This window comes from Virgibacillus sp. W0181, assembly GCF_051846915.1.
Classification (GTDB): Bacteria; Bacillota; Bacilli; order Bacillales; family Amphibacillaceae; genus JBPYCR01.
Genome location: NZ_JBPYCR010000035.1, coordinates 1 through 19,877 on the forward strand (window position 1 = coordinate 1; position 19,877 = coordinate 19,877).

Here is a 19,877-nt window from a genome sequence, read left to right on the forward strand (position 1 = left end):
TTTGTCGCCATGAGTATTGTGGGAATGAAAGGTGCGATTATAACAACTAATATCCATTTTTTTCAAAAAGAGAAGGATGGCTTATTAAGTGCACCCTTCTACATTAAATTTCGTTCCTATACCATTTGAAATGTTATTGATAAATCATAAATAAAATGAAACTCTAAGAAAAACAAAGAAGACAGGCGAACAAGTTAGTATATAGAGGGAGTATAAATTTTTGCGCATAGCTGTCTAGCTTAATCGCCCAGAAACTAGGCGACTTCCCGCAGCGCCTTACGATAAAGAAGACTTGCCGAAAGGCTTTAGACAGAGGCTTAGTCGCCCTTATGCCCTTGGGTGAAAGTTATCATCTATTCCATAAGGTAAAGGAGGGCCAACTAAATACGCCTTTTGCGGGCAACGTTGGCATACCCCTTTTGCAGGGGCATGATTCCTTTATCTGGGATGATTTGGAATGTTCGATTAAAACCGCCACTTTGCGTGGCAAATCTTTACGGTGGGGCGAAAGCGAAGCTACAGTCCCAACATCGAACCGGCTGGCACAGTCGCTACGTTTCTAAGTGGGGCGCTTGCGCTTTTCTTAATTAGGTGGGATTTATGTTAGAAGTTTGATAAACTGACTTTACACGAAAAAAAATCAGGCTTATTCCAATAAAACTAGATAAAAGGGGACTGTAAAATGGATCTCGCAATTATTACCGGTGTTTCAAAAGGATTGGGAGAATCAATTGCCAAGTTGTTTTTAGAAGCAAACACAGACGTTATAGGGATTTCAAGAACACCGAATAATGCGCTTGCCAAACTGGCAACGGAAAAAGATACGTTCTTTCATCATATCCCGTGTGATTTAGGGGATCAAGCGGAATTAAAGTCTACCATATCAACGATTAAAGACATATTATTGGCTAAAGACCCTGAAACGGTTTATGTCATAAATAATGCTGCTACTCTGGAGCCAATTGACCATTCACAAAATATTCAATTGAAAGATTTATCTTATCATGTTCACGTGAATACGATTGCGCCAATGGCTTTAATGAATGCAACTGCAGAAACATGCTACAATAATAATATTTTTTTAGTTGGCGTTAATATCACTTCCGGGGCAGCCGGTCGGGCAGTTTTCGGGTGGAGTTTGTATTGTAGTACGAAAGCGAGCATAGATAGTTATACAAAAACTATCGCTCTTGAACAAAACAGACTGCAAACAGGGAACAAAATTATTGCATTTAATCCAAGTATTATGGATACGGAAATGCAGCAGACAATCCGTTCGACGAGTGAGGAAGCTTTTATTGATGTAAATGCATTCAAAGCATATAAGACAGAAAATATGCTGAAAGACTCCTATGTGGTAGCTGGAGTGCTATATGATATTATTTCAGATAAATCCGGCATTGAAAACGGAAAAATATATGATGTAAGTGATTATTTCTAAACGTAACATACTATACTGCCTTCGCAGGATGTGGAAGTATGCGATACGGTGTAATACATGCGATGTGCGTAAGTCCAGATGCCAAGCAAAATAGCTTAGCTAAAGTTACCACTCCAACGATTCAAATGAAATGTCATCTGCCTCATATTTTTCAAAATAATAGGCATCTGCCCTTCCTGTAAATAATACGCAGCATATGTTATACCAATCGTTGCTATAGGAGGGGTATGAATGGGTAAAGAAAACTATGGTACAGGAATTGGTTCAGGATTCGCTTTGTTGGTCGTATTGTTCATTTTGCTTATTATAATTGGAACCGCATATACAGATGGCGGATACGGAGGCTATTATTAAAAGTCGAGGAATGCAGAGATTATCCCTCTGCATTTTTCTTTTGTATGCAAAGAAACAAGCCTATTTTCTACACAGGTTGCACTTACGATTACTTGAATAGTAGTGATAATGAATAAGACTTCTCATTTTGAACCGGATTATGATACACTTTATGATGGGTATTTACGGATCTTAGGCGCAATATAAAGCGCTATACAGAAGGAAAGGAAGAGGCTAAATTGATTACGCGAAAAAGCAAGCGTGAAATTGAACAAATGCAAAAAGCAGGTGATCTGCTCGTTAAGTGTCATAAAGAAATCGCAAAAATGATTAAGCCTGGCATAACGACAATGGAAATTGATGCATTCGTCGAACGCTTTTTGGCCAAACACGGTGCTACTCCGGAACAAAAAGGGTTCAGCGGATATCCATATGCAACATGTGCATCTATTAATGATGAAATATGTCACGGGTTCCCCCGAGAAGAAAAATTGGTAAGTGGAGACATTGTAACGATTGATATGGTCGTTAAATTAAATGGTGGGTTGGCTGACTCCGCGTGGTCCTATGCAGTTGGAGAATTAGATGAGCAAGGGAAACGGTTGTTGGAGGTAACGAAAACATCACTTTATAAAGGGATTGAACAGGCTGAAGTCGGTAAACGAATCGGTGATATCGGTCACGCAATCCAAACATACGCTGAAGCACAAGGTTTTTCCGTTGTTAGAGATTTTACCGGACATGGTATTGGCCCAACAATCCATGAGCCCCCACACATTCCTCATTTTGGTCTGCCGAACAAAGGAGCGCGCTTAAAAGAAGGAATGGTTATTACCATTGAACCAATGATTAATGAAGGAAGCTGGAAAAGTAAAATGGATGCCAATAATTGGACAGCGAGAACAATTGACAAAGGACGATCTGCTCAATATGAGCACACAATAGCAATTACAAAAGATGGACCGCTTATTTTAACAGAACAAGATTAAATAATTGTTATTACAATTATGGATTAACGACGAAGGATAGATGTGAATGGCCTTAACAAATGAAACGCAAACAAAATCCGCATCTGTCATGATGCTGCGGAAAGGGTTTGCTGTAGGATTTCCCATAATGCTTGGCTACTTACCCATAGCGATCACGTACGGGGTACTAGCTAAACAGGCTGGACTAACAATTTTAGAACTTACATTAATGAGTGTCCTCGTTTTTGCGGGGGCCAGTCAATTTATGGGGGCAAATATGATTGCTGTCGGCGCAGGTGCTGTAGAAATTGTTGTAGCGACGTTCGTTTTAAACTTTCGTCATTTTGTGATGAGTTTATCATTTATGAATCGTGTACGAGATCACTTTAGCTTAAAATGGCGGTTTGCTCTGTCACTGGGGTTAACAGATGAAACGTTTGCCGTATCATCTTTACATTCGGATGAAACAAAACGGGAAAAAGGAGTTTTATTTTACTTAGCCATTATTTTAACGGCATATTTTTCTTGGGTTGTCGGCTCATTTTTAGGTGGCATACTTGGAGAAGTAATACCGGAAAAGTTAAGCCAAAGTATGGGAGTAGCGCTTTACGCCATGTTTATTGGACTATTAATTCCATCTGTCAAAAAGAATGCAAGAGTTGGTTTGATTGCACTGCTGGCAATGATGATTAATGCACTTGCCAGTCAATTTATGAGTGACGGATGGGCCATCGTATTTGGTACAGTATTAGGCGGTCTAAGCGGAGTGTTCTTGTTGAAGGGGGAATCCGATTGATTTTGCTCATTATTATTGGGATGAGTCTTGTTACATTGATTCCGCGGTTCATTCCTGCTTTTATCGTGGATCGAATTTTGTTTCGTGACTGGATAAACAAATGGCTACAGGCAATTCCTTATGCTGCACTCGGTGCACTTATTTTCCCGGGAGTATTAACTGTTAACGAAGACAAGCCTCATATCGGATTGTTAGGAGCTATAGTAGCAATTGCTCTTGCATTCCTTGGCTTGAATGTCATTCTTGTCGTTATAGGTGCGATTGCAACAGTTTTTCTTTTGACAATATAGTACAATACTGCAGGCTAATTTCACTCATTACCCAATTTAATGGTAAAAAGAGTAAGTTAGTCTTTTTTTACAAATAAGGGGCACTATTTCGATCTAGTTAGTAATAGAACTTATTTGACTACCCGAAAATACTTTAATCATCGTATAAAAAAGGGTTCATTGTACATAGTAAACGCATCCACATAAATAAAGGATGGGTGTATGAATGAATGAATCTAATGAAGAAACAGATGCAATGAGCAAGAGATGGGCGATTATTTCGCTAGCTTCGGTTCCGTTAATTATGACATTAGGGAACTCGATGTTAATTCCCATTTTGCCAATAATGGAAAAAGAGCTGGACATTTCAAAACTACAAACGAGCTTTATTATAACAGTTTATTCTCTTGTAGCCATTATATTTATTCCACTTGCTGGTTATCTTTCTGATCGATTTGGTCGTAAAAAGGTTATGATTCCGGCATTGATCATAGCGGGACTTGGTGGACTAGTTGCCGGTTTTGCTTCATGGAAAATGGAAAGTCCTTATACAGTCATTTTACTTGGTCGAATATTGCAAGGTATTGGGGCTTCTGGCGCGATGCCAATTGTTTTACCACTAGTTGGGGATATGTTTCGTAATAATGAAGAAGCGAGTGCCACGTTAGGTATAATAGAAACATCTAATACGGTAGGGAAAGTATTAAGTCCCATTCTAGGTTCTTTGTTAGCTGCTATTATCTGGTTTATTCCGTTCTTTTCCATTCCAGTGTTTAGTGTTATTTCTGCTGCAATGGTTCTTTTTTTGATTAAAAACAAAAAAGATGACAAAGAAACGGAGCCAATTAATTTAAAAAAGTATTGGAAATTAATTAAAGATGTTTTTGACGAGCATCGAAAATGGTTGATTGCTGTATTTATTATCGGTGCAATTTTAATGTTTATTCTATTTGGATTTTTATTTTACTTATCAAGTATTTTGGAGGATGAATTTCATTATAAAGGAATGGTGAAAGGGTTATTACTAGCGATCCCCTTATTAGCATTGTCCGTTGCTTCCTTTGTCGCAGGAAGGAAAATCAAAGATGATTTGGTCATGATGAAATGGGTTACATTTGTTGGCATCGTTATTGCGGGCGGTTCTGTAGCTCTCATACCGTTTATGAGCCATCCCATTTATTTATTATCGGTCTTTTTTTTATGCGGGGTCGGAATTGGTATCGCATTGCCGAGTCTTGATGCGTTAATAACGAAAAGTTTAAAACAAACGGTCAGAGGTGCAATTACTTCTATTTATAGTGCGATGCGTTTTATTGGAGTCGCTGCCGGACCGCCGGTGATCGCAATTTTAATGAAATATAATATTAGTTGGATGGTAAGTTTATTAACTGTTTTTGCACTAGGAGCCGGAGTGCTTGCCTTTAAAAACATTGATCCAGAATAAATTTTCTCTTGCAATTTTTCTAAATATTAAGCATAATAGAGTAAAGGAACAAGGGGGCATGTTCCATGGAAAAGCAAAAAGTAATCTACCGTTATCTTCGTTATGAGGGTAAAGTAATGGCTGTCAGAAGAGAGATTCCTTATGAAATCAAGCTTTCCTCACGTATGATCCTTGATGAAATGTGTTTTAACTATAATAAAGAACAATTACAATTAGCAATTAACACTGCGATTGAATCAGGGAGTAAAAGTGATTTTCAGCAATTGAGCAAATCGTATTGCCATTTTATATGGGAATAGCGCATATAAATTAGTAATAGCCTTACCACGTTGACTGGTAAGGCTATTACTTTGGGTCTCCTTATAATATACAGGCATCCCTGTTGCGATTGGATAATACAAAACATTTGTCGAAAGTTGGTGTTAAATGGATAAAAAGAAAGTATTCAGTTGGATGCTTTATGACTTTGGCAACTCGGCATTTGCTACAACGATTATGGCAGCCGTACTGCCAATTTTTTATTATGACGTTGCAGCTAAAGGACTGGATAGTAATCTGGCTGCAAGTTATTGGGGATATTCGCAATCGATTGCGGTCCTGATTGTTGCTGTTCTTGCTCCAATTTTAGGTGCGATCAGCGATTTTTCCTCTGCAAAGAAAAAATTCTTGCGCTTTTTTGCATATATGGGGATTGTTGCTAGTATTTTGTTGGCGTTTGTAGGTGAAGGAGATTACTTGTTCGCTTCCATACTACTTATATTAGGAACAATTGGTTTTTCTGGTGGGAATGTCTTTTATGATGCCTTTTTGCCGGAAATAACAGATGAAGAAACAATTGATAAAGTTTCTTCTGCCGGATTTGCGTGGGGGTATGTTGGGGGAGGAGTATTGCTCGCTATCAATTTGTTAATGATTTTGAAATATGACTGGTTTGGAATTCCTAACGCAACTGCAGCAAGTCAGTTGGCTTTTGCTTCTGTTGGTGTTTGGTGGTTTGTGTTCTCCTTGCCGCTGTTTAAACAAATAAAGGAAGAAAAGAAGGTAGCGCTTAAACGAGATCGAACTTACATTGCAATTGGTTTTGGTAGAGTAGCAAATACATTTCGTGAAATTAAGCAATACAAGCAATTATTAATTTTTTTACTTGCCTTTTGGATGTATAATGATGGTATATCAACGATTATTAAAATGGCAACGATTTATGGGCGAGATATAAACATTGATGCAAACTCATTAATTATCGCATTATTAATTACTCAATTTGTAGGCATACCATTTACATTTTTCTTCGGTTGGCTAGCAAAAAAGATTACAGCGAAAAAGGCGTTAATGTTAGCTTTGTATGTATATTTAGGTATCGTCGTACTCGGATATTTCATGGCTACTGCACTTCATTTTTATTTATTGGCTATTTTAGTAGGTATGGTCCAAGGTGGTGCTCAATCTTTGAGCAGATCCATCTACGGTCGAATGGTCCCAGCTAATAAACATGCGGAGTTTTTCGGTTTTTACGGAATATCATCCAAATTTGCCGCAATATTTGGTCCGTTTTTATTTGCATTAGTAGGGCAGTTAACAGGCTCAAGCCGGTTGGGAATCATATCTCTCGTCGTTTTCTTCATAGGCGGAATTGTTTTATTAAAACGAGTGAATATTGAACAAGGGATGGAAGAAGCAAATGGCCCGGAATTGATTAAGTAAGGATGTTATAATCGCTTTAGAAGGAGTGTTGGCGTTGAAGTTAAATCAAATCAGACGAGCGCTGTATTTCATCTCTCGAATTCTTGGTGATGTAAATGCAGTAAAAAGAGGAAAAGTGGGTAAGCGGATAGGAAGGCGTGTGGCGGGCAAAACAACCGGGAAAGCTTTACGCCGCCTGTTTAAATAATTGGATCGCTATATTTATTTTTTCTGTCATATGCTAAAGATAGCCCGGTATCAAAAGAAATATTTCCAATAAGATCTATAACGTGTGCCCTGGAAGCTGTTCCCGATTCTTCCCAGTAATGCAGTATCTGCTTCATTATTTCTACACCTTCAACTTGTGCTTCTTTGTATAGATCAATAAAGCTTTTTGTAGAAGGTTTATTTGTTGCAGAATGATGCCATGTGGCATGACGTAAATTTAAATAATCCCGCTCTGCCCTAACAGGCTGATGAGAATACGGTGAAACGATGGAACCGAGCAGTTTATTTTTCCAACCATACGGATCTGCTAGTATTTTTAGAGCTAGCTTCATATCACGATAGGATTTTTGGATATAAGCAGCCTTTTCTTGTCGAATTTCAGGGTAGTAACGGTTTATCGTGGAGTATAGTAAATGAACAATTTGTTTATCTATGGAACGCCCAATATTTATTTCTTTGTATACTGGAGTTTTCCAAGTCTTTAGGTTATGGTGATTTTTCATCAGTAAAGTGTCAATGATAACTTCCAGTCGTTGATGATTGCTTCCTTCATATCCGGCAAAATAATGAATATAAGGATGCGTATTACGATCAAGAATGTGATGCGTAACAAAACCAAATATGTACGCTTGTACAACCGTGCTTTCATGTTTACCGGCATCGATGAGCTCCATAAGGAAGTCACCACATTTTTCTGTATGAAGCTTTTGCCCAATCGTCTGGACAGGCCCGTTTTTAATCCAAGGCCAAAAGTTATAATAAAAAAATGGGTCGGGTCCTTGTGCACCAAGCTTCAAATAAGCTTCATGATCCGCAAATAACTGCTGCGTATATGGGATCAAATCAATGACATCTTCACAAAATTGTATATGGGTCCAAATATTCGGCATCTAAAAGGCCCCCTTTTAAATTTAAAATGATGCTTAAGCAGTTGTTTATATCTCTATCTATTCGGCGGGGATGCGTAAGAGTACTTATGCATCCCCGAATTATAATAGGTTGTTCTCTCCTGTATTATAACGGATAAAGTGTAATAATACAGGTACAATTTTGTGTCAATTATTATTGCTCGGAAATAATACCAATTGATGTTTAGTAAATTTCAGTTGTGTTCAGCTAAGTGGTGAGGAGTTCACAGTTTTGATACAATAGGAAATGACTATATTTACATAGGGAGGATTATATAATGGATTACCGCATTGAGAAGGATACGTTAGGAGAAGTAAAAGTACCTGCTGATAAATTTTGGGGCGCGCAAACACAACGAAGCAAACAGAACTTCCCTATAGGAAATGAAAAAATGCCGACAGAAATTGTTAAAGCATTTGCCATTTTAAAAAAGAGTACAGCAAAGGCAAACAGTGACCTCGGGTTAATGGAAAAGGAAAAAGCAGATGCCATTGGTCATGCTGCAGATCTTGTGTTGGAAGGGAAGTTGAATGAGCATTTCCCATTAGTTGTATGGCAAACAGGCAGTGGAACACAATCAAATATGAACGTCAATGAAGTACTTGCATTTGTTGGAAATAAATGGTTGGAGGAGAGAGGAATTGATTTAAAGCTTCATCCGAATGATGATGTGAATAAATCTCAAAGTTCTAATGATACTTATCCAACAGCTTTACATGTAGCTTCCGTACTGAAAATGGAAGATACTGTCTTGCCTGCTGTTCAAACATTAAAAGATTCGATAAAGAAAAAAGTCGATGCTTTTCAGGATGTTGTTAAAATTGGACGCACCCATCTTCAAGATGCGACTCCGATTACATTGGGGCAGGAAATGAGTGGTTGGCACCGCATGCTTGAAAAAGCTGAAATGATGATTACAGAAAGTGCAGATCACTTAAAAGAACTTGCAATAGGTGGAACAGCAGTTGGAACAGGATTAAACGCTCCTTTGGAATTTTCCGAGCGTGTTTGTAAAGAAATAAGTAAGCAAACCGGTAAAGCATTTATTTCTGCACCAAACAAATTTCATTCTTTAACAAGTTATGATGAAGCGGTATATGCACATGGTTCCTTAAAAGCACTGGCAGCGGACCTTATGAAAATTGCTAATGATGTGCGTTGGTTGGCAAGTGGACCACGTTCAGGAATTGGTGAGATAACTATACCTGCAAACGAACCGGGAAGCTCAATTATGCCCGGCAAAGTGAATCCAACGCAAAGTGAAGCAATTACAATGGTTGTTACACAAGTGATGGGAAATGATGCTACGATTGGTTTTGCAGCAAGTCAAGGTAACTTTGAATTAAACGTATTTAAACCTGTCATTGCATACAATTTACTTCAGTCGTGTCAATTGCTTGCAGATAGCATGTTATCCTTTAACGAACGCTGTGTAGTTGGGATTGAGCCGAACTATGAAAAAATAAATACATTTTTAAAGGATTCTCTAATGCTTGTAACGGCGCTAAACCCTCATATTGGTTATGAAAATGCAGCAAAAATTGCAAAAAAAGCATTTGAAGATGATTCGACGCTCAAAGAAGCGGCAGTAGAACTGGAGCTTTTGACGGAAGAAGAATTTGATAAATATGTTGTGCCAGAAGATATGACGCATTCTTTATAAGAAAAGCGCAGGCGCCCTGGTTAGCATCAGGCATAGCTTAAGCAAGAAATCGTACTGGTGGTTTTGTCACGAAGAGTTATTGTTTAAGACCTCGAGGAGGGCCTGGGCTGGCAAGCTTAGAACGCCATGCCCTGGGACTGCGCGTAAATGCTCGTCCCCACCGAAAAGATTTGCACTAAAACATTCTGGGGACTGTAGATACGCTTTCGTCCCACCGAAAAAATTTGTACGTCGAAGTTAAACAGATAAGCACAAAATTTTATGCTTTCTGACTTTAATAGATAGCTCATTACATTATATTTGTAATGGGCTTGTTTTTTTAAAAATTAGGTTTGATAACCAGGTTCTATCACCTTCACCACATTTTACCTTTTATGAACAATTTACCAGTAAATATGCTTCATAAGATTTTAATAAACGGTGAACAATAGTTTATACAGGAGGTGATAGAAATGGCGAACAACAACTCTAACCAATTAGTCGTTCCAGGCGCTCAGCAAGCACTGGATCAAATGAAATACGAAATCGCCCAAGAATTCGGTGTTCAACTAGGACCTGATTCGACATCAAGATCGAATGGATCTGTTGGAGGCGAAATCACAAAGCGTTTAGTACAATCTGCTCAACAGCAGTTTAGTGGAAACCAACCCCAATAATGATGGTAAAAAGGAGAAATCCTTTAGATAGAGGGAATACATTCCCTCTATCTTTATTCATGTTAACAAACTACACTCGATGCAAAAATAAAGTGATCATTTCATTCTGCTGCAAATTGATAAATTTAACATTTGTTATTTTTAACAAACATTCCAATAATATACATAAAATCCATTTATATAAGCTGAATTAGGTGCGAAAAATGGTGTTTTAATGGATAAAGTTCTTGTTTCGCTCATAATATTCCGCAAAAATTTAAATCATTCTACGTCCCCCATTTTATAAAAGGTATACATGACTCTTTTCGTTTGTTATAGTAACGGTAGTAAGTCAATGAAGGAGGACGTATTGTGTCAAATATTTACGACAATGCCCACGAACTGGAAAAGGCGATTCGCAACAGCGAGGAATTTAACGAATTAAAAGAAGCATTTGAAGCAGTAATGAGTGATGAATCTGCGAGGGAAATGTTTGAAAACTTTCGAGATACACAGTTGGAATTGCAGGAAAAGCAGATGCAAGGAGAAGAGATTACAGAAGAAGAAGTAGAGAGTGCGCGCCAAGTTGTAGAGGTAGTACAGCAGCATAAAGATATCTCGAATTTAATGGATAAGGAACAACGATTAAATTTGGTCATTAACGATATCAGTCGCATTATTACAAAACCACTTGAAGATCTTTACGGCGAATCTGAAAAACAGTAAATTACATAGATCTCGTAGAAGAGAATTACCCTCTTCTACGATTTTTTTTGTAAGCAAAAAAGAAGATTTAACGATGGAATAATAACAATTTGGCATCAGGAGTTACGCAACGATGAGTATACTCTTCATATCCCTCTTCCGACAATCGCTTTTTTCCAATGGTTTTTGCATCTTCATCATTTTTGGATGAAAACGATTCATCAAGTAATTTTTTTCCGGATGTTGAAAAAACTGTTAAAAAATAATCTTTCATGGACTATCCCCTCCCAGTAAAATTAATATATACTTATTATGCCACGAATATATCAGTAATGATAGACCGTTATTCAATCATAAATTCCATTCCAAAGTATCGGAAAAATTGTCAAGTTAACTTGACATATTATTTTATGCTTATTATACTAATTGTAACACATATGTAAAGTTAACTTGTCATTTACAATTGGAGGTACAATGAGAAACAGAATACGTGAGTTAAGAAGCGAGAAAAAAATGACCCAGGAACATCTATCCAAACTCGTTGGTGTGTCAAGGCAGTCCATTGTTGCGATTGAAAAGGGAAAATATAATCCATCATTGGAATTGGCATTTAAAATTGCTCAACAGTTTCATTGTACAATTGAAGAAGTTTTTGTATTTAAGGAGGGAGATAGCTAATGGATGTTTCCGTTGTAGGGATGATAGGGTTGTATGGAGGTATGATTTTTGGAATATTCGGTTGGTGGTTTGGACGAAAAAAAGCGAGGGAACAAAGAGGACTTGATGAATTACATGAACATATTTGGCAACAAGCAAGGTCTTATTCCTGGTATGTCACATTAGGCATGATCTATATTTTCTTTTCATTTCTAGTTTTCGGGGTTGATTTAAGTCTCGCTATGGTTCTTGGTGTATTAATGTTGACACATTTAGCGAGCTGGGCATTTATCGGTATTATTTTAACCGTCAAAATGCAAAACACTGAACAATATGAACCCTCAAAGCTGTTAATTGGTATCGGTATAATTGTTTTGTCGGTATTAGCCTTTACGATTGTTACAATTATATACGATGATTGGCGTTTTATGCTTATTGGTATTCCTATCTCCTTATTTGGAATTTTATTTATTAAAAAACCGGCTAAAAAAATGGAACAAAACGATTGATCTAATGCTAGGAGGAAGCTATTTTGACTTTAGTTTTGAAAGATGTCACAAAAAAATTCGGTACATTTACAGCTGTTGACCAACTCTCACTTACAATACCGGAAAAAGAAATGTTTGGTTTTCTAGGTGGAAATGGCGCAGGTAAAACAACGACTTTTCGCATGATTCTTGGGTTGCTGGATCATACAGACGGTGAAATTTCTTGGAATGGTGAATCGATTAATTACGATAAAAGCCATTTAATCGGCTATTTGCCAGAAGAAAGGGGTCTGTACCCTAAATTAAAAGTAAAAGAACAAATTGTATATTTGGGAAAGCTTCGCGGTATGAACAAGCAAACCGTTTTAACAGAGCTGGAAGGTTGGCTTGATCGCTTTAAGGTACCTGAGTACATGGATAAAAAGGTGGAGGAATTATCCAAAGGGAACCAACAGAAAATTCAATTTATATCTGCAGTTATTCATAAGCCGAAGCTGCTCATACTGGATGAGCCTTTTTCTGGATTGGATCCAATTAATGTTGAAATGATGAAAGAAGCAGTTGTTAATTTGAAAGACCAAGGAACGTCTATCGTTTTTTCATCTCACCAAATGGATCATGTAGAAGAACTGTGCGAACATTTATGTATCATGCATCGAGGAAAAGATGTTGTAAAAGGGTCTTTACGTGATATAAAGCATGCTTTCGGAAAGAAAAATTTAATCATCCATGCACATATTCCTTTGGAATTTCTGAAAAATCACCCGGGTGTAGTTGGTTATAAGAAAGTAACAGAAGGATGTGAGATGCAAATTGAGAATGAATCCGTATCACAATCCATTTTTTCGGCTTTGCATAATAAAGGCTTTATTCGTAAATTTGAGCTTGAGGAACCATCTTTAAATGATATTTTTATTGAAAAAGTAGGTGCATCGTATGAATAAGTTTTGGATCATATTATCCCATACGTATATGACTCGATTAAAAGCAAAGACATTTATCATTACGACGTTAATTACATTGTTATTTATTTTCGGCATCGCTAACATTCAACCGATCATCGAATTTTTTTCCAATGATGAAGCAGACCGAGTTGCCATAATCGACCGTTCTGAACAATTGTTTGATCCATTTAAGGCAAGTGTCGAGCAGGCTAGTGAAGATGTTGAATTGGAATTATTCAGTGGCACGGAACAAGAAGCTGAAAAAGCGGTGGAAGAAGAAGAGTTCAAAGCATATGTTACGTTAGATTTAAATGATAATCAATTGCCCAAGGCTACATATTATGCGAAAACTATTTCAGAATCAAAAATGCAGTCGATTTTGGAACAGCAGCTGCAGCAGCTGAAAATTGCAATGGCCACACAACAGGCAGGGATAGATGAACAGAAATTAAATATTATTTATGAACAAGTATCTTTTGAAAAGGTTGCTTTAGACGAATCGGCGAAAACAGATGAAGAATTGAATCAGGCAAGAGGTATTGTTTATATCATGCTGTTTCTGTTATACATGAGCGTTATGATGTACGGACAAATGATTGCAACGGATGTTGCTACGGAAAAATCTTCACGGGTTATGGAAATTTTAATATCCAGTGCATCACCTGTGTCTCATATGTTTGCTAAAATAGCAGGAATTGCACTATTAGGATTAACACAGGTGGCCGTATTTATTATAGCGGGCTATGGGCTCATTTTAACGAAGAAGGATGAATTAGTGGGAGGAATATTTGAGATCTTCGGCCTTCAGGATACGTCACTTTCAGTATATTTTTATGCTGTATTATTTTTTGTATTAGGATATTTACTGTATGCGACACTTGCTGCCATGCTCGGTTCACTCGTCAGCAGGGTAGAAGATGCGCAACAATTGACCATGCCTATTATCTTTTTAATTATGATTGCTTTTTTAATTGCGATGTTTGGTATAAGCATGCCTGCATCCAAGTTCATAACGATTACTTCTTTTATTCCATTTTTTACGCCCATGGTTATGTTTTTACGGGTCGGCATGTTAGATATTCCGGTTTGGGAAATTGGTTTATCGATTGGAATTTTAGTCGCAACAATCGTTTTACTGGGAGTGCTCGGTGCAAGAGTGTATAAAGGCGGCGTGTTAATGTATGGTGCGTCCAATTCATTGAAAGATTTCAAAAAGGCATTATCCCTATCTAAAAAAGAATAGAATAGCTACCGGAAAAAGTCATTTTATTTATATAAAGTGGCTTTTTTCATTTTGCTAAGGAAAAACATAATAGCGAACGTGCATTCTCTTTCGGGATTTGATAGAATGATGATATAAGTGAGTGAAAGGAATGAATGTAACGATGACCGCTAGAATATCGTTCCTCCATGCAGCCGACTTACATTTGGACAGTCCGTTTAAAGGGCTTGCCAATATACCAGAGCATCTATTTAAAGAAATTGTTGAAAGTACATTGACAGCGCTTGATCGGCTTGTGCAAACAGCCATTGATAAAAATGTTGATTTTGTTTTGCTTGTCGGGGATTTATTTGACAATGAAACACGGGGCTTGCGGGCTCAAGTAAAACTGCGACACGCGTTTGAACAGTTGAATCGTCACCATATAAAAGTATATTTGTCATACGGAAATCATGATTACATAAAAGGAAACATCCATCACGTTACCTACCCTGACAATGTATTTATTTTCAATGATGAAAAGATAGATACATTTACGTTCAGACGAAATAATCAGGCGTTAGCAAACATATATGGCTTCAGTTATGTAAATCGAGCAATCACTACAAATAAATCAGAATCATTTAAAATTGTAGATGAAGAAGTTCCCTTTCACATCGCGATGCTTCATGGCAGTTATCAAAAAAATACAGCCCACGATACGTACGCACCTTTTTTAATTAGTGATTTGATGAAGGAAGAATTTGATTACTGGGCACTGGGTCATATTCATCAGCGCGAAATAATAAAGCAGCATCCACCTATTGTCTATCCCGGGAATACGCAAGGGCGCCACCGTAATGAGCAAGGGGAAAAAGGGTGTTATTATGTGGAAATGACGGACACAGAAGTTAAAATGAATTTTTATCCCTTGCAAGCGATTCAATTTGAATCTGTGGACGTAAATATATCTTACGCTACAGAAATTCATGAAGTAGAAATGAAAATCCGATCTATAATAAAATCTATGGTAAAACCGACACCAGTTTTAATTACACTTACGCTTCTTGACAAGCAGGACCGTCTGTTAAATTGGGAGAAAGATCATACTCTGGACGAATTGATCGAGCTTCTAAACGAATCTTTTGGTCATGAAACGAATTGGAAATTTATTTATCAGTACAAAATAAATATACCGAAAAAACGTCGTGAAGAAGTACATATAGCAGGCGATTATTTTATTGGCGAATTATCAAGGCAAATGGATCAGGCGGTAATTCAACCATATTTATCCGACCTATACAATCACCGCCAAGCGAAAAAGCATTTAACACCAATTAATAAAGAAACGGAACAAACGATAAAAGAAGACGCTTATGACCTATTAATGAATGAACTTTTGAATGAAGGTGGCGATTAATATACAAATCAAACAGGCATTTATTTATGGGTTCGGACGTTGGATAGATAAAGAAATTCGTTTTTCGGATCATTCTCTTTCTATAATTTATGGAGAGAATGAAGCGGGAAAGTCAAGCTTACAACAATTTATATTATTTATGTTATTTGGATTTCCGCCAAAAAAGCGACAATTTTATCGCCCGAAAACAGGTAGTAAAATGGGCGGCAGATTAACACTTGTAAATTCAAATCTCGAGGAATTTACGATTGAACGAATGGATAACGTGAACAATGGAGCTGCAGCGTGTTATACCGAAAACGGGGATGTTATGGACGAAGCTTGGCTCAGCGAACAATTATCCGGAGTATCCAGTAGCATATACGAATCGATCTATTCGTTTTCGGCACTTGATTTAAACCATTTGAGAAACATGAAAAATGAGGATTTTGGAGAAATTCTTTTCAATATTGGCCTGACGGGTGCAACAAACGTAAACAGTATTGAAAAAAAACTGGATAATAAAATTAACGAATTGTTCAAACGAACCGGAAAAGTCCCTTTGATGAATGTACAAATTGAAGAGCTTGAACGCATTTTTCAAGACTGGAAACAATTTCACCAAGAGGAATCCGCTTATCGTGAAAAAAATAAAGCTATTATCCGACTGAGCGAGGAAATGGAGCGGGTACAGCAAAAGATCATTCAGGTGAAAGAGGAACTGGCTGCAAATGAGAAAATAAAACATGCCTTACCTACTATTTATCGGTATTATCAGTTGAAAGATAGGATAATGCAATATCCGCAGAAAATTTATTTTCCAGAAAATGGACGAAAACGGCTTCAGGAATTGAAAGATCCGTTGCTCTCTTTAAAAAGTGAACAAGCGATAATAGAAGGCCAAGAGAAAGAGTATAAACATAAACAGGAAAAACTCAAGCAAGAACTGGCTTCCGCTGCAGCCTATAATACCGCAAACAACCTGTTGCAGTCATATCGATTTGTTCAGCAATGGGAGCAAGAAATGAAACAATTGCAGACGGATATTCATAAACTGAACGCACAACTTGAGACTGAAATGGCACAATTGCAAATACCTATCGATATCGAACAATTAAAACAGCTTCATTTCCCTTTTTATACAGAAAAGAGATGGTTGGATTTAAAGCATCGCTTAGATCAACTTCAAATGGAAAGAGAGCAGCTGCAACAAGAGGCGAATGAATGGAATACAGCACTCAATCAAATTAATCAGGATTTGGACAAACATCGAAAACTTCTTCTGCCGAAAGAAGAATTGCATCTTTTACAGTCTAAAAAAGGTCAAGTTGCTGAAAGTGAAGCTATGCAAAAAATGGTGAAACATTCAGAAATGGAAGCAATCGAATGGCATGAAGAAAAAGTCAAAAAAAAGAAGCAGGCACAGCAGCTTTGTTACGGGAGTATTGTTGTAGCATTCCTGTTTGGATTTGTTCATCTGTTTATAACGTCAATTCCTTCTCCAGTAATGACCATTGTAATTATATTGATCATTGGCGTCGGGCAATTGATGTTAAGAAACAACACCATTAAAAATATGGATATGCTATTACATCAAATGAGGATTCCACAAGAGAATAATGCCATCCCCGCTTCGGAAATGAAGGAAATTGAAAGAGTATTAGCCGAACAAGTAGAAATAGAAAATACTGTTTCAACTTTGCAAGCCGAAAGCAAAAAGATTAAAATGGAACTTTTGAAGCATGAGGAAAAAAAGAATTCATATGAACAAAGAAAGAAAAGGTTTACATCTGATTTGGAGACACAGTATGAAGCCTATCCTTTTTTGCAATCAATTGATATTGCTTATTGGGCAGAGGCATATTATATGATCAAGCGTATGTTGCATTGTTTGCAGGAGATAGAAGAAAAAAATTCACAATATAAACAGATAGAAGAAAAAGAAGCAGCATATATCCGAGAGGTCAGCCAATTTTTAGATACACAAGGGATCCACTCAGCCAACAAGGATGTATATGTTTTGGCTGATACAGTTGAAAGGTTTGTTGAACAATATACCGATAAAATAAAGTCAATCGATCAATACGAACAGTTTATTAAGGAATGTCGTGCAAAAAAGAAAATGATAGAACAAAAAATTGGCACGTATGAACAAGAAATATACGCTTTATTCAATCAGGCAAATGTTCAGTCTGAAGAAGCTTATTTTATAGCAGCAGATCAAGGGGATGAAAAAAAGGAGACAGAGAGAGCATATAGACAATGCTATGAAGAACTTATCGTCCGATTTCCCGCAGACATGATAGAAGCTTGGCAAGTCGATCAATTTGACGAAAATGAATTGGAAAAACAAGGAATAAAACAAAAGAAGCATATAAAAGATCTTGAGGAAGAATTAGAGACAATACGCCAACAAATTGCGGATCTTCAAGCTGAAGTGGGTAAGTTGGAGCGTTCGCAAGCTTATTCGGAAGCGACATATCGGTTGGAAATGGGTAGGGAAAAATTAAATCGGCTTGCGAAAGAATGGTCTGTATATAAAACGGCAAAAGAAGTACTTTCTGAAACGAAACGGGCCTATCGAAAGAAGTATTTCCGTACTGTTCTAGCAAAAACGACGGCTTATTTCTCAGAAATAACAGATCATGTGTACCACCGAGTTATTGAGCCTAAGGGAAAAAAAGGGTTTCGTGTTGAAGCCCACAATGGAATAACATACCAAGTGAATGAATTATCACAAGGGACTGTAGATCAATTATATATTTCACTTCGTATTGCCATAGGTGAAATCATGAGTGGAAAACATAATGTACCATTTATTATGGATGATGCCTTTATTCACTTTGATTCTCATCGAACGAAAGCAATCATGAAAGTGATGAAGGAAGTTTCCAAAGCACAGCAAATAATTATCTTTACTTGCAAGAAAGAAATAGTCACTTTAGCAGATGAAGCACATATTATTGAACTTGAAAGGCCGATAATGAATCATACAGGCACGTAACAAACTTAATTTATCAACAGTATTGCATTAAATATGGGGGAGGAATTTCAAATGAAAAAAGGAATAGGTCAACACGCAATCGGCGACTCATTTGAAGGGTTTTTACTAATAAGGGAAGTGAGCAAAGGCTTAACGACGAACGGCAAGCCTTTTTTGACCATTTTATTCGGTGATGCCACTGGTGAAATGGAGGCGAAGCTTTGGGACGCGACGAAAGAGGATGAAGAAACTTTTGTTCCGGAACAAATTGTTGGATTAACCGGTGAAGTCAATCAATTTCGTGGAAAACCTCAATTGAAAGTGTTGACGATTCGACCTGCTCAACCAATGGACGGCGTACAACTAACACAATTTATTAAAAAAGCCCCTGTTGAAAAAGAAGTATTAAATGAAAAACTGACTGAAGCGATATTTGAAATGGAAAATGCCAACTTACAGCGTATTGTACGGGCATTTGTAAAAAAATACGGAGATGCACTTTTATCCTACCCAGCAGCGGCAAAAAACCATCATGAATATGCTTCAGGTCTGGCTCATCATATTGTAAGCATGTTGTCTATTGCGAAAGAGTTATCAACCCTTTATCCGTCCATAAATAAAGACTTATTGTATGCCGGTATTATCCTGCATGATCTAGGAAAATTAAAAGAATTGTCAGGAATTGTTACCACATCGTATACATTAGAAGGTAAATTATTGGGACACATCCCGATGATGGTTGAAGAAATCGGCAAGTTGGCGGAAGAATTGAAAATTGAAGGGGAAGAAGTAGTGATTTTACAGCATTTGGTTTTATCCCACCACGGAAAAGCTGAATGGGGAAGCCCAAAACCGCCATTGATTAAAGAAGCGGAATTGTTACATTTGATTGATTTGATCGACGCAAAAATGAATATGCTGGACAGAGCGTTGAATAAGATAAAACCCGGCGAGTTCACAGAGCGGTTATTTGCCATGGACAACCGTTCATTTTATAAACCGCTTTTTGAGAAAAATTAATTACGTTCCTTTCCTTGACAAGGTTCATCAGAAATTCCATTTATTTACGCGTTCTTTGTTAACCCAACCACCTATAACAAACGTGAAATAAAAGTCAGTGAGCTCCAAAATATG

General features: G+C 37.3%; 21 protein-coding genes. 19 read left to right on the forward strand and 2 right to left on the reverse strand.

Annotated features, from left to right (window positions below; translation table 11 throughout):
- Window positions 1-682: 682 nt before the first annotated feature.
- The 9 genes from ACLIBG_RS12555 to ACLIBG_RS12595 all read left to right on the forward strand — a co-directional run bounded on the left by ACLIBG_RS12555 (window position 683) and on the right by ACLIBG_RS12595 (window position 7,139).
- Entirely contained in the window at window positions 683-1,441 is a 759-nt protein-coding gene (locus ACLIBG_RS12555) for an SDR family NAD(P)-dependent oxidoreductase (protein ID WP_439313113.1), read from the forward strand.
- Between the two features lie 231 nt (window positions 1,442-1,672).
- Window positions 1,673-1,795: a YjcZ family sporulation protein gene (locus ACLIBG_RS12560; protein WP_439313114.1), complete on the forward strand. Its 123-nt coding sequence runs from the start codon at window positions 1,673-1,675 to the stop codon at window positions 1,793-1,795.
- Between the two features lie 218 nt (window positions 1,796-2,013).
- Entirely contained in the window at window positions 2,014-2,763 is a 750-nt protein-coding gene (map, locus tag ACLIBG_RS12565) for a type I methionyl aminopeptidase (RefSeq protein WP_439313115.1), read from the forward strand.
- A gap of 46 nt (window positions 2,764-2,809) precedes the next feature.
- The gene (locus tag ACLIBG_RS12570; protein ID WP_439313116.1) at window positions 2,810-3,538 is read left to right on the forward strand and encodes an AzlC family ABC transporter permease; all 729 of its coding nucleotides are present in this window, start codon (window positions 2,810-2,812) and stop codon (window positions 3,536-3,538) included.
- Complete coding sequence (locus tag ACLIBG_RS12575; protein ID WP_439313117.1) at window positions 3,535-3,828, forward strand: AzlD domain-containing protein; 294 nt, start codon at window positions 3,535-3,537, stop codon at window positions 3,826-3,828. The genes ACLIBG_RS12570 and ACLIBG_RS12575 overlap by 4 nt, the downstream gene beginning before the upstream one ends.
- A 205-nt stretch (window positions 3,829-4,033) precedes the next feature.
- Window positions 4,034-5,251, forward strand: a complete 1,218-nt coding sequence (locus ACLIBG_RS12580; RefSeq protein WP_439313118.1) for an MFS transporter — start codon at window positions 4,034-4,036, stop codon at window positions 5,249-5,251.
- Window positions 5,252-5,316: 65 nt separating this feature from the next.
- Window positions 5,317-5,550, forward strand: coding sequence for an IDEAL domain-containing protein (locus tag ACLIBG_RS12585; RefSeq protein ID WP_439313119.1), 234 nt, complete (start codon window positions 5,317-5,319; stop codon window positions 5,548-5,550).
- 127 nt (window positions 5,551-5,677) lie between these two features.
- On the forward strand, window positions 5,678-6,952 hold the full coding sequence (locus ACLIBG_RS12590; protein ID WP_439313120.1) for an MFS transporter: 1,275 nt from the start codon (window positions 5,678-5,680) through the stop codon (window positions 6,950-6,952).
- Between the two features lie 34 nt (window positions 6,953-6,986).
- Window positions 6,987-7,139: a hypothetical protein gene (locus ACLIBG_RS12595; protein WP_439313150.1), complete on the forward strand. Its 153-nt coding sequence runs from the start codon at window positions 6,987-6,989 to the stop codon at window positions 7,137-7,139.
- Here ACLIBG_RS12595 and ACLIBG_RS12600 read toward each other — a convergent pair.
- A complete protein-coding gene (locus ACLIBG_RS12600) occupies window positions 7,132-8,049 on the reverse strand; it encodes a zinc dependent phospholipase C family protein (RefSeq protein WP_439313121.1) in 918 nt (305 codons plus the stop codon). The genes ACLIBG_RS12595 and ACLIBG_RS12600 overlap by 8 nt on opposite strands.
- A 296-nt stretch (window positions 8,050-8,345) precedes the next feature.
- Between ACLIBG_RS12600 and fumC the strand changes: the two genes are divergently transcribed.
- The 3 genes from fumC to ACLIBG_RS12615 all read left to right on the forward strand — a co-directional run bounded on the left by fumC (window position 8,346) and on the right by ACLIBG_RS12615 (window position 11,092).
- Complete coding sequence (gene fumC / locus ACLIBG_RS12605) at window positions 8,346-9,731, forward strand: class II fumarate hydratase (protein ID WP_439313122.1); 1,386 nt, start codon at window positions 8,346-8,348, stop codon at window positions 9,729-9,731.
- Window positions 9,732-10,183: 452 nt separating this feature from the next.
- Window positions 10,184-10,387, forward strand: a complete 204-nt coding sequence (locus tag ACLIBG_RS12610; RefSeq protein WP_439313123.1) for a small, acid-soluble spore protein, alpha/beta type — start codon at window positions 10,184-10,186, stop codon at window positions 10,385-10,387.
- 351 nt (window positions 10,388-10,738) lie between these two features.
- The gene (locus tag ACLIBG_RS12615; RefSeq protein WP_439313124.1) at window positions 10,739-11,092 is read left to right on the forward strand and encodes a YlbF family regulator; all 354 of its coding nucleotides are present in this window, start codon (window positions 10,739-10,741) and stop codon (window positions 11,090-11,092) included.
- Between the two features lie 67 nt (window positions 11,093-11,159).
- On the opposite strand, the gene ACLIBG_RS12620 is transcribed toward ACLIBG_RS12615, so the two are convergent.
- Window positions 11,160-11,345, reverse strand: a complete 186-nt coding sequence (locus ACLIBG_RS12620; protein ID WP_439313125.1) for a YhzD family protein — start codon at window positions 11,343-11,345, stop codon at window positions 11,160-11,162.
- Between the two features lie 200 nt (window positions 11,346-11,545).
- Here ACLIBG_RS12620 and ACLIBG_RS12625 point away from each other — a divergent pair, with 200 nt between their 5' ends.
- The 7 genes from ACLIBG_RS12625 to yhaM all read left to right on the forward strand — a co-directional run bounded on the left by ACLIBG_RS12625 (window position 11,546) and on the right by yhaM (window position 19,763).
- Window positions 11,546-11,749, forward strand: a complete 204-nt coding sequence (locus ACLIBG_RS12625; RefSeq protein ID WP_439313126.1) for a helix-turn-helix transcriptional regulator — start codon at window positions 11,546-11,548, stop codon at window positions 11,747-11,749.
- A complete protein-coding gene (locus tag ACLIBG_RS12630) occupies window positions 11,749-12,237 on the forward strand; it encodes a hypothetical protein (protein ID WP_439313127.1) in 489 nt (162 codons plus the stop codon). The genes ACLIBG_RS12625 and ACLIBG_RS12630 overlap by 1 nt, the downstream gene beginning before the upstream one ends.
- A gap of 23 nt (window positions 12,238-12,260) precedes the next feature.
- Window positions 12,261-13,160 carry an ABC transporter ATP-binding protein gene (locus tag ACLIBG_RS12635; protein WP_439313128.1) on the forward strand — a complete coding sequence of 300 codons (900 nt, stop codon included), beginning with the start codon at window positions 12,261-12,263 and terminating at the stop codon, window positions 13,158-13,160.
- Complete coding sequence (locus tag ACLIBG_RS12640) at window positions 13,153-14,403, forward strand: ABC transporter permease (RefSeq protein WP_439313129.1); 1,251 nt, start codon at window positions 13,153-13,155, stop codon at window positions 14,401-14,403. The genes ACLIBG_RS12635 and ACLIBG_RS12640 overlap by 8 nt, the downstream gene beginning before the upstream one ends.
- A 130-nt stretch (window positions 14,404-14,533) precedes the next feature.
- Window positions 14,534-15,781 (forward strand): metallophosphoesterase family protein, encoded by a 1,248-nt coding sequence (locus tag ACLIBG_RS12645; RefSeq protein WP_439313130.1) that lies wholly within the window; start codon window positions 14,534-14,536, stop codon window positions 15,779-15,781.
- Window positions 15,765-18,764, forward strand: a complete 3,000-nt coding sequence (locus ACLIBG_RS12650; RefSeq protein WP_439313131.1) for an AAA family ATPase — start codon at window positions 15,765-15,767, stop codon at window positions 18,762-18,764. Before ACLIBG_RS12645 ends, ACLIBG_RS12650 begins: the two co-directional genes overlap by 17 nt.
- 51 nt (window positions 18,765-18,815) lie before the next feature.
- Window positions 18,816-19,763, forward strand: a complete 948-nt coding sequence (yhaM, locus tag ACLIBG_RS12655; RefSeq protein WP_439313132.1) for a 3'-5' exoribonuclease YhaM — start codon at window positions 18,816-18,818, stop codon at window positions 19,761-19,763.
- Window positions 19,764-19,877 lie beyond the last annotated feature (114 nt).

Bases quoted from the DNA above. Each gene is read 5' to 3' on its own strand.
- ACLIBG_RS12640 (WP_439313129.1), top strand. From the start codon at position 13,153: ATGAATAAGTTTTGGATCATATTATCCCATACGTATATGACTCGATTA.
- ACLIBG_RS12580 (WP_439313118.1), top strand. From the start codon at position 4,034: ATGAATGAATCTAATGAAGAAACAGATGCAATGAGCAAGAGATGGGCG.
- yhaM (WP_439313132.1), top strand. From the start codon at position 18,816: ATGAAAAAAGGAATAGGTCAACACGCAATCGGCGACTCATTTGAAGGG.
- ACLIBG_RS12560 (WP_439313114.1), top strand. From the start codon at position 1,673: ATGGGTAAAGAAAACTATGGTACAGGAATTGGTTCAGGATTCGCTTTG.
- ACLIBG_RS12620 (WP_439313125.1), bottom strand. From the start codon at position 11,345: ATGAAAGATTATTTTTTAACAGTTTTTTCAACATCCGGAAAAAAATTA.
- ACLIBG_RS12585 (WP_439313119.1), top strand. From the start codon at position 5,317: ATGGAAAAGCAAAAAGTAATCTACCGTTATCTTCGTTATGAGGGTAAA.
- ACLIBG_RS12630 (WP_439313127.1), top strand. From the start codon at position 11,749: ATGGATGTTTCCGTTGTAGGGATGATAGGGTTGTATGGAGGTATGATT.
- ACLIBG_RS12590 (WP_439313120.1), top strand. From the start codon at position 5,678: ATGGATAAAAAGAAAGTATTCAGTTGGATGCTTTATGACTTTGGCAAC.
- ACLIBG_RS12600 (WP_439313121.1), bottom strand. From the start codon at position 8,049: ATGCCGAATATTTGGACCCATATACAATTTTGTGAAGATGTCATTGAT.
- ACLIBG_RS12650 (WP_439313131.1), top strand. From the start codon at position 15,765: ATGAAGGTGGCGATTAATATACAAATCAAACAGGCATTTATTTATGGG.
- ACLIBG_RS12555 (WP_439313113.1), top strand. From the start codon at position 683: ATGGATCTCGCAATTATTACCGGTGTTTCAAAAGGATTGGGAGAATCA.
- fumC (WP_439313122.1), top strand. From the start codon at position 8,346: ATGGATTACCGCATTGAGAAGGATACGTTAGGAGAAGTAAAAGTACCT.
- ACLIBG_RS12610 (WP_439313123.1), top strand. From the start codon at position 10,184: ATGGCGAACAACAACTCTAACCAATTAGTCGTTCCAGGCGCTCAGCAA.
- ACLIBG_RS12570 (WP_439313116.1), top strand. From the start codon at position 2,810: ATGGCCTTAACAAATGAAACGCAAACAAAATCCGCATCTGTCATGATG.
- ACLIBG_RS12645 (WP_439313130.1), top strand. From the start codon at position 14,534: ATGAATGTAACGATGACCGCTAGAATATCGTTCCTCCATGCAGCCGAC.
- ACLIBG_RS12625 (WP_439313126.1), top strand. From the start codon at position 11,546: ATGAGAAACAGAATACGTGAGTTAAGAAGCGAGAAAAAAATGACCCAG.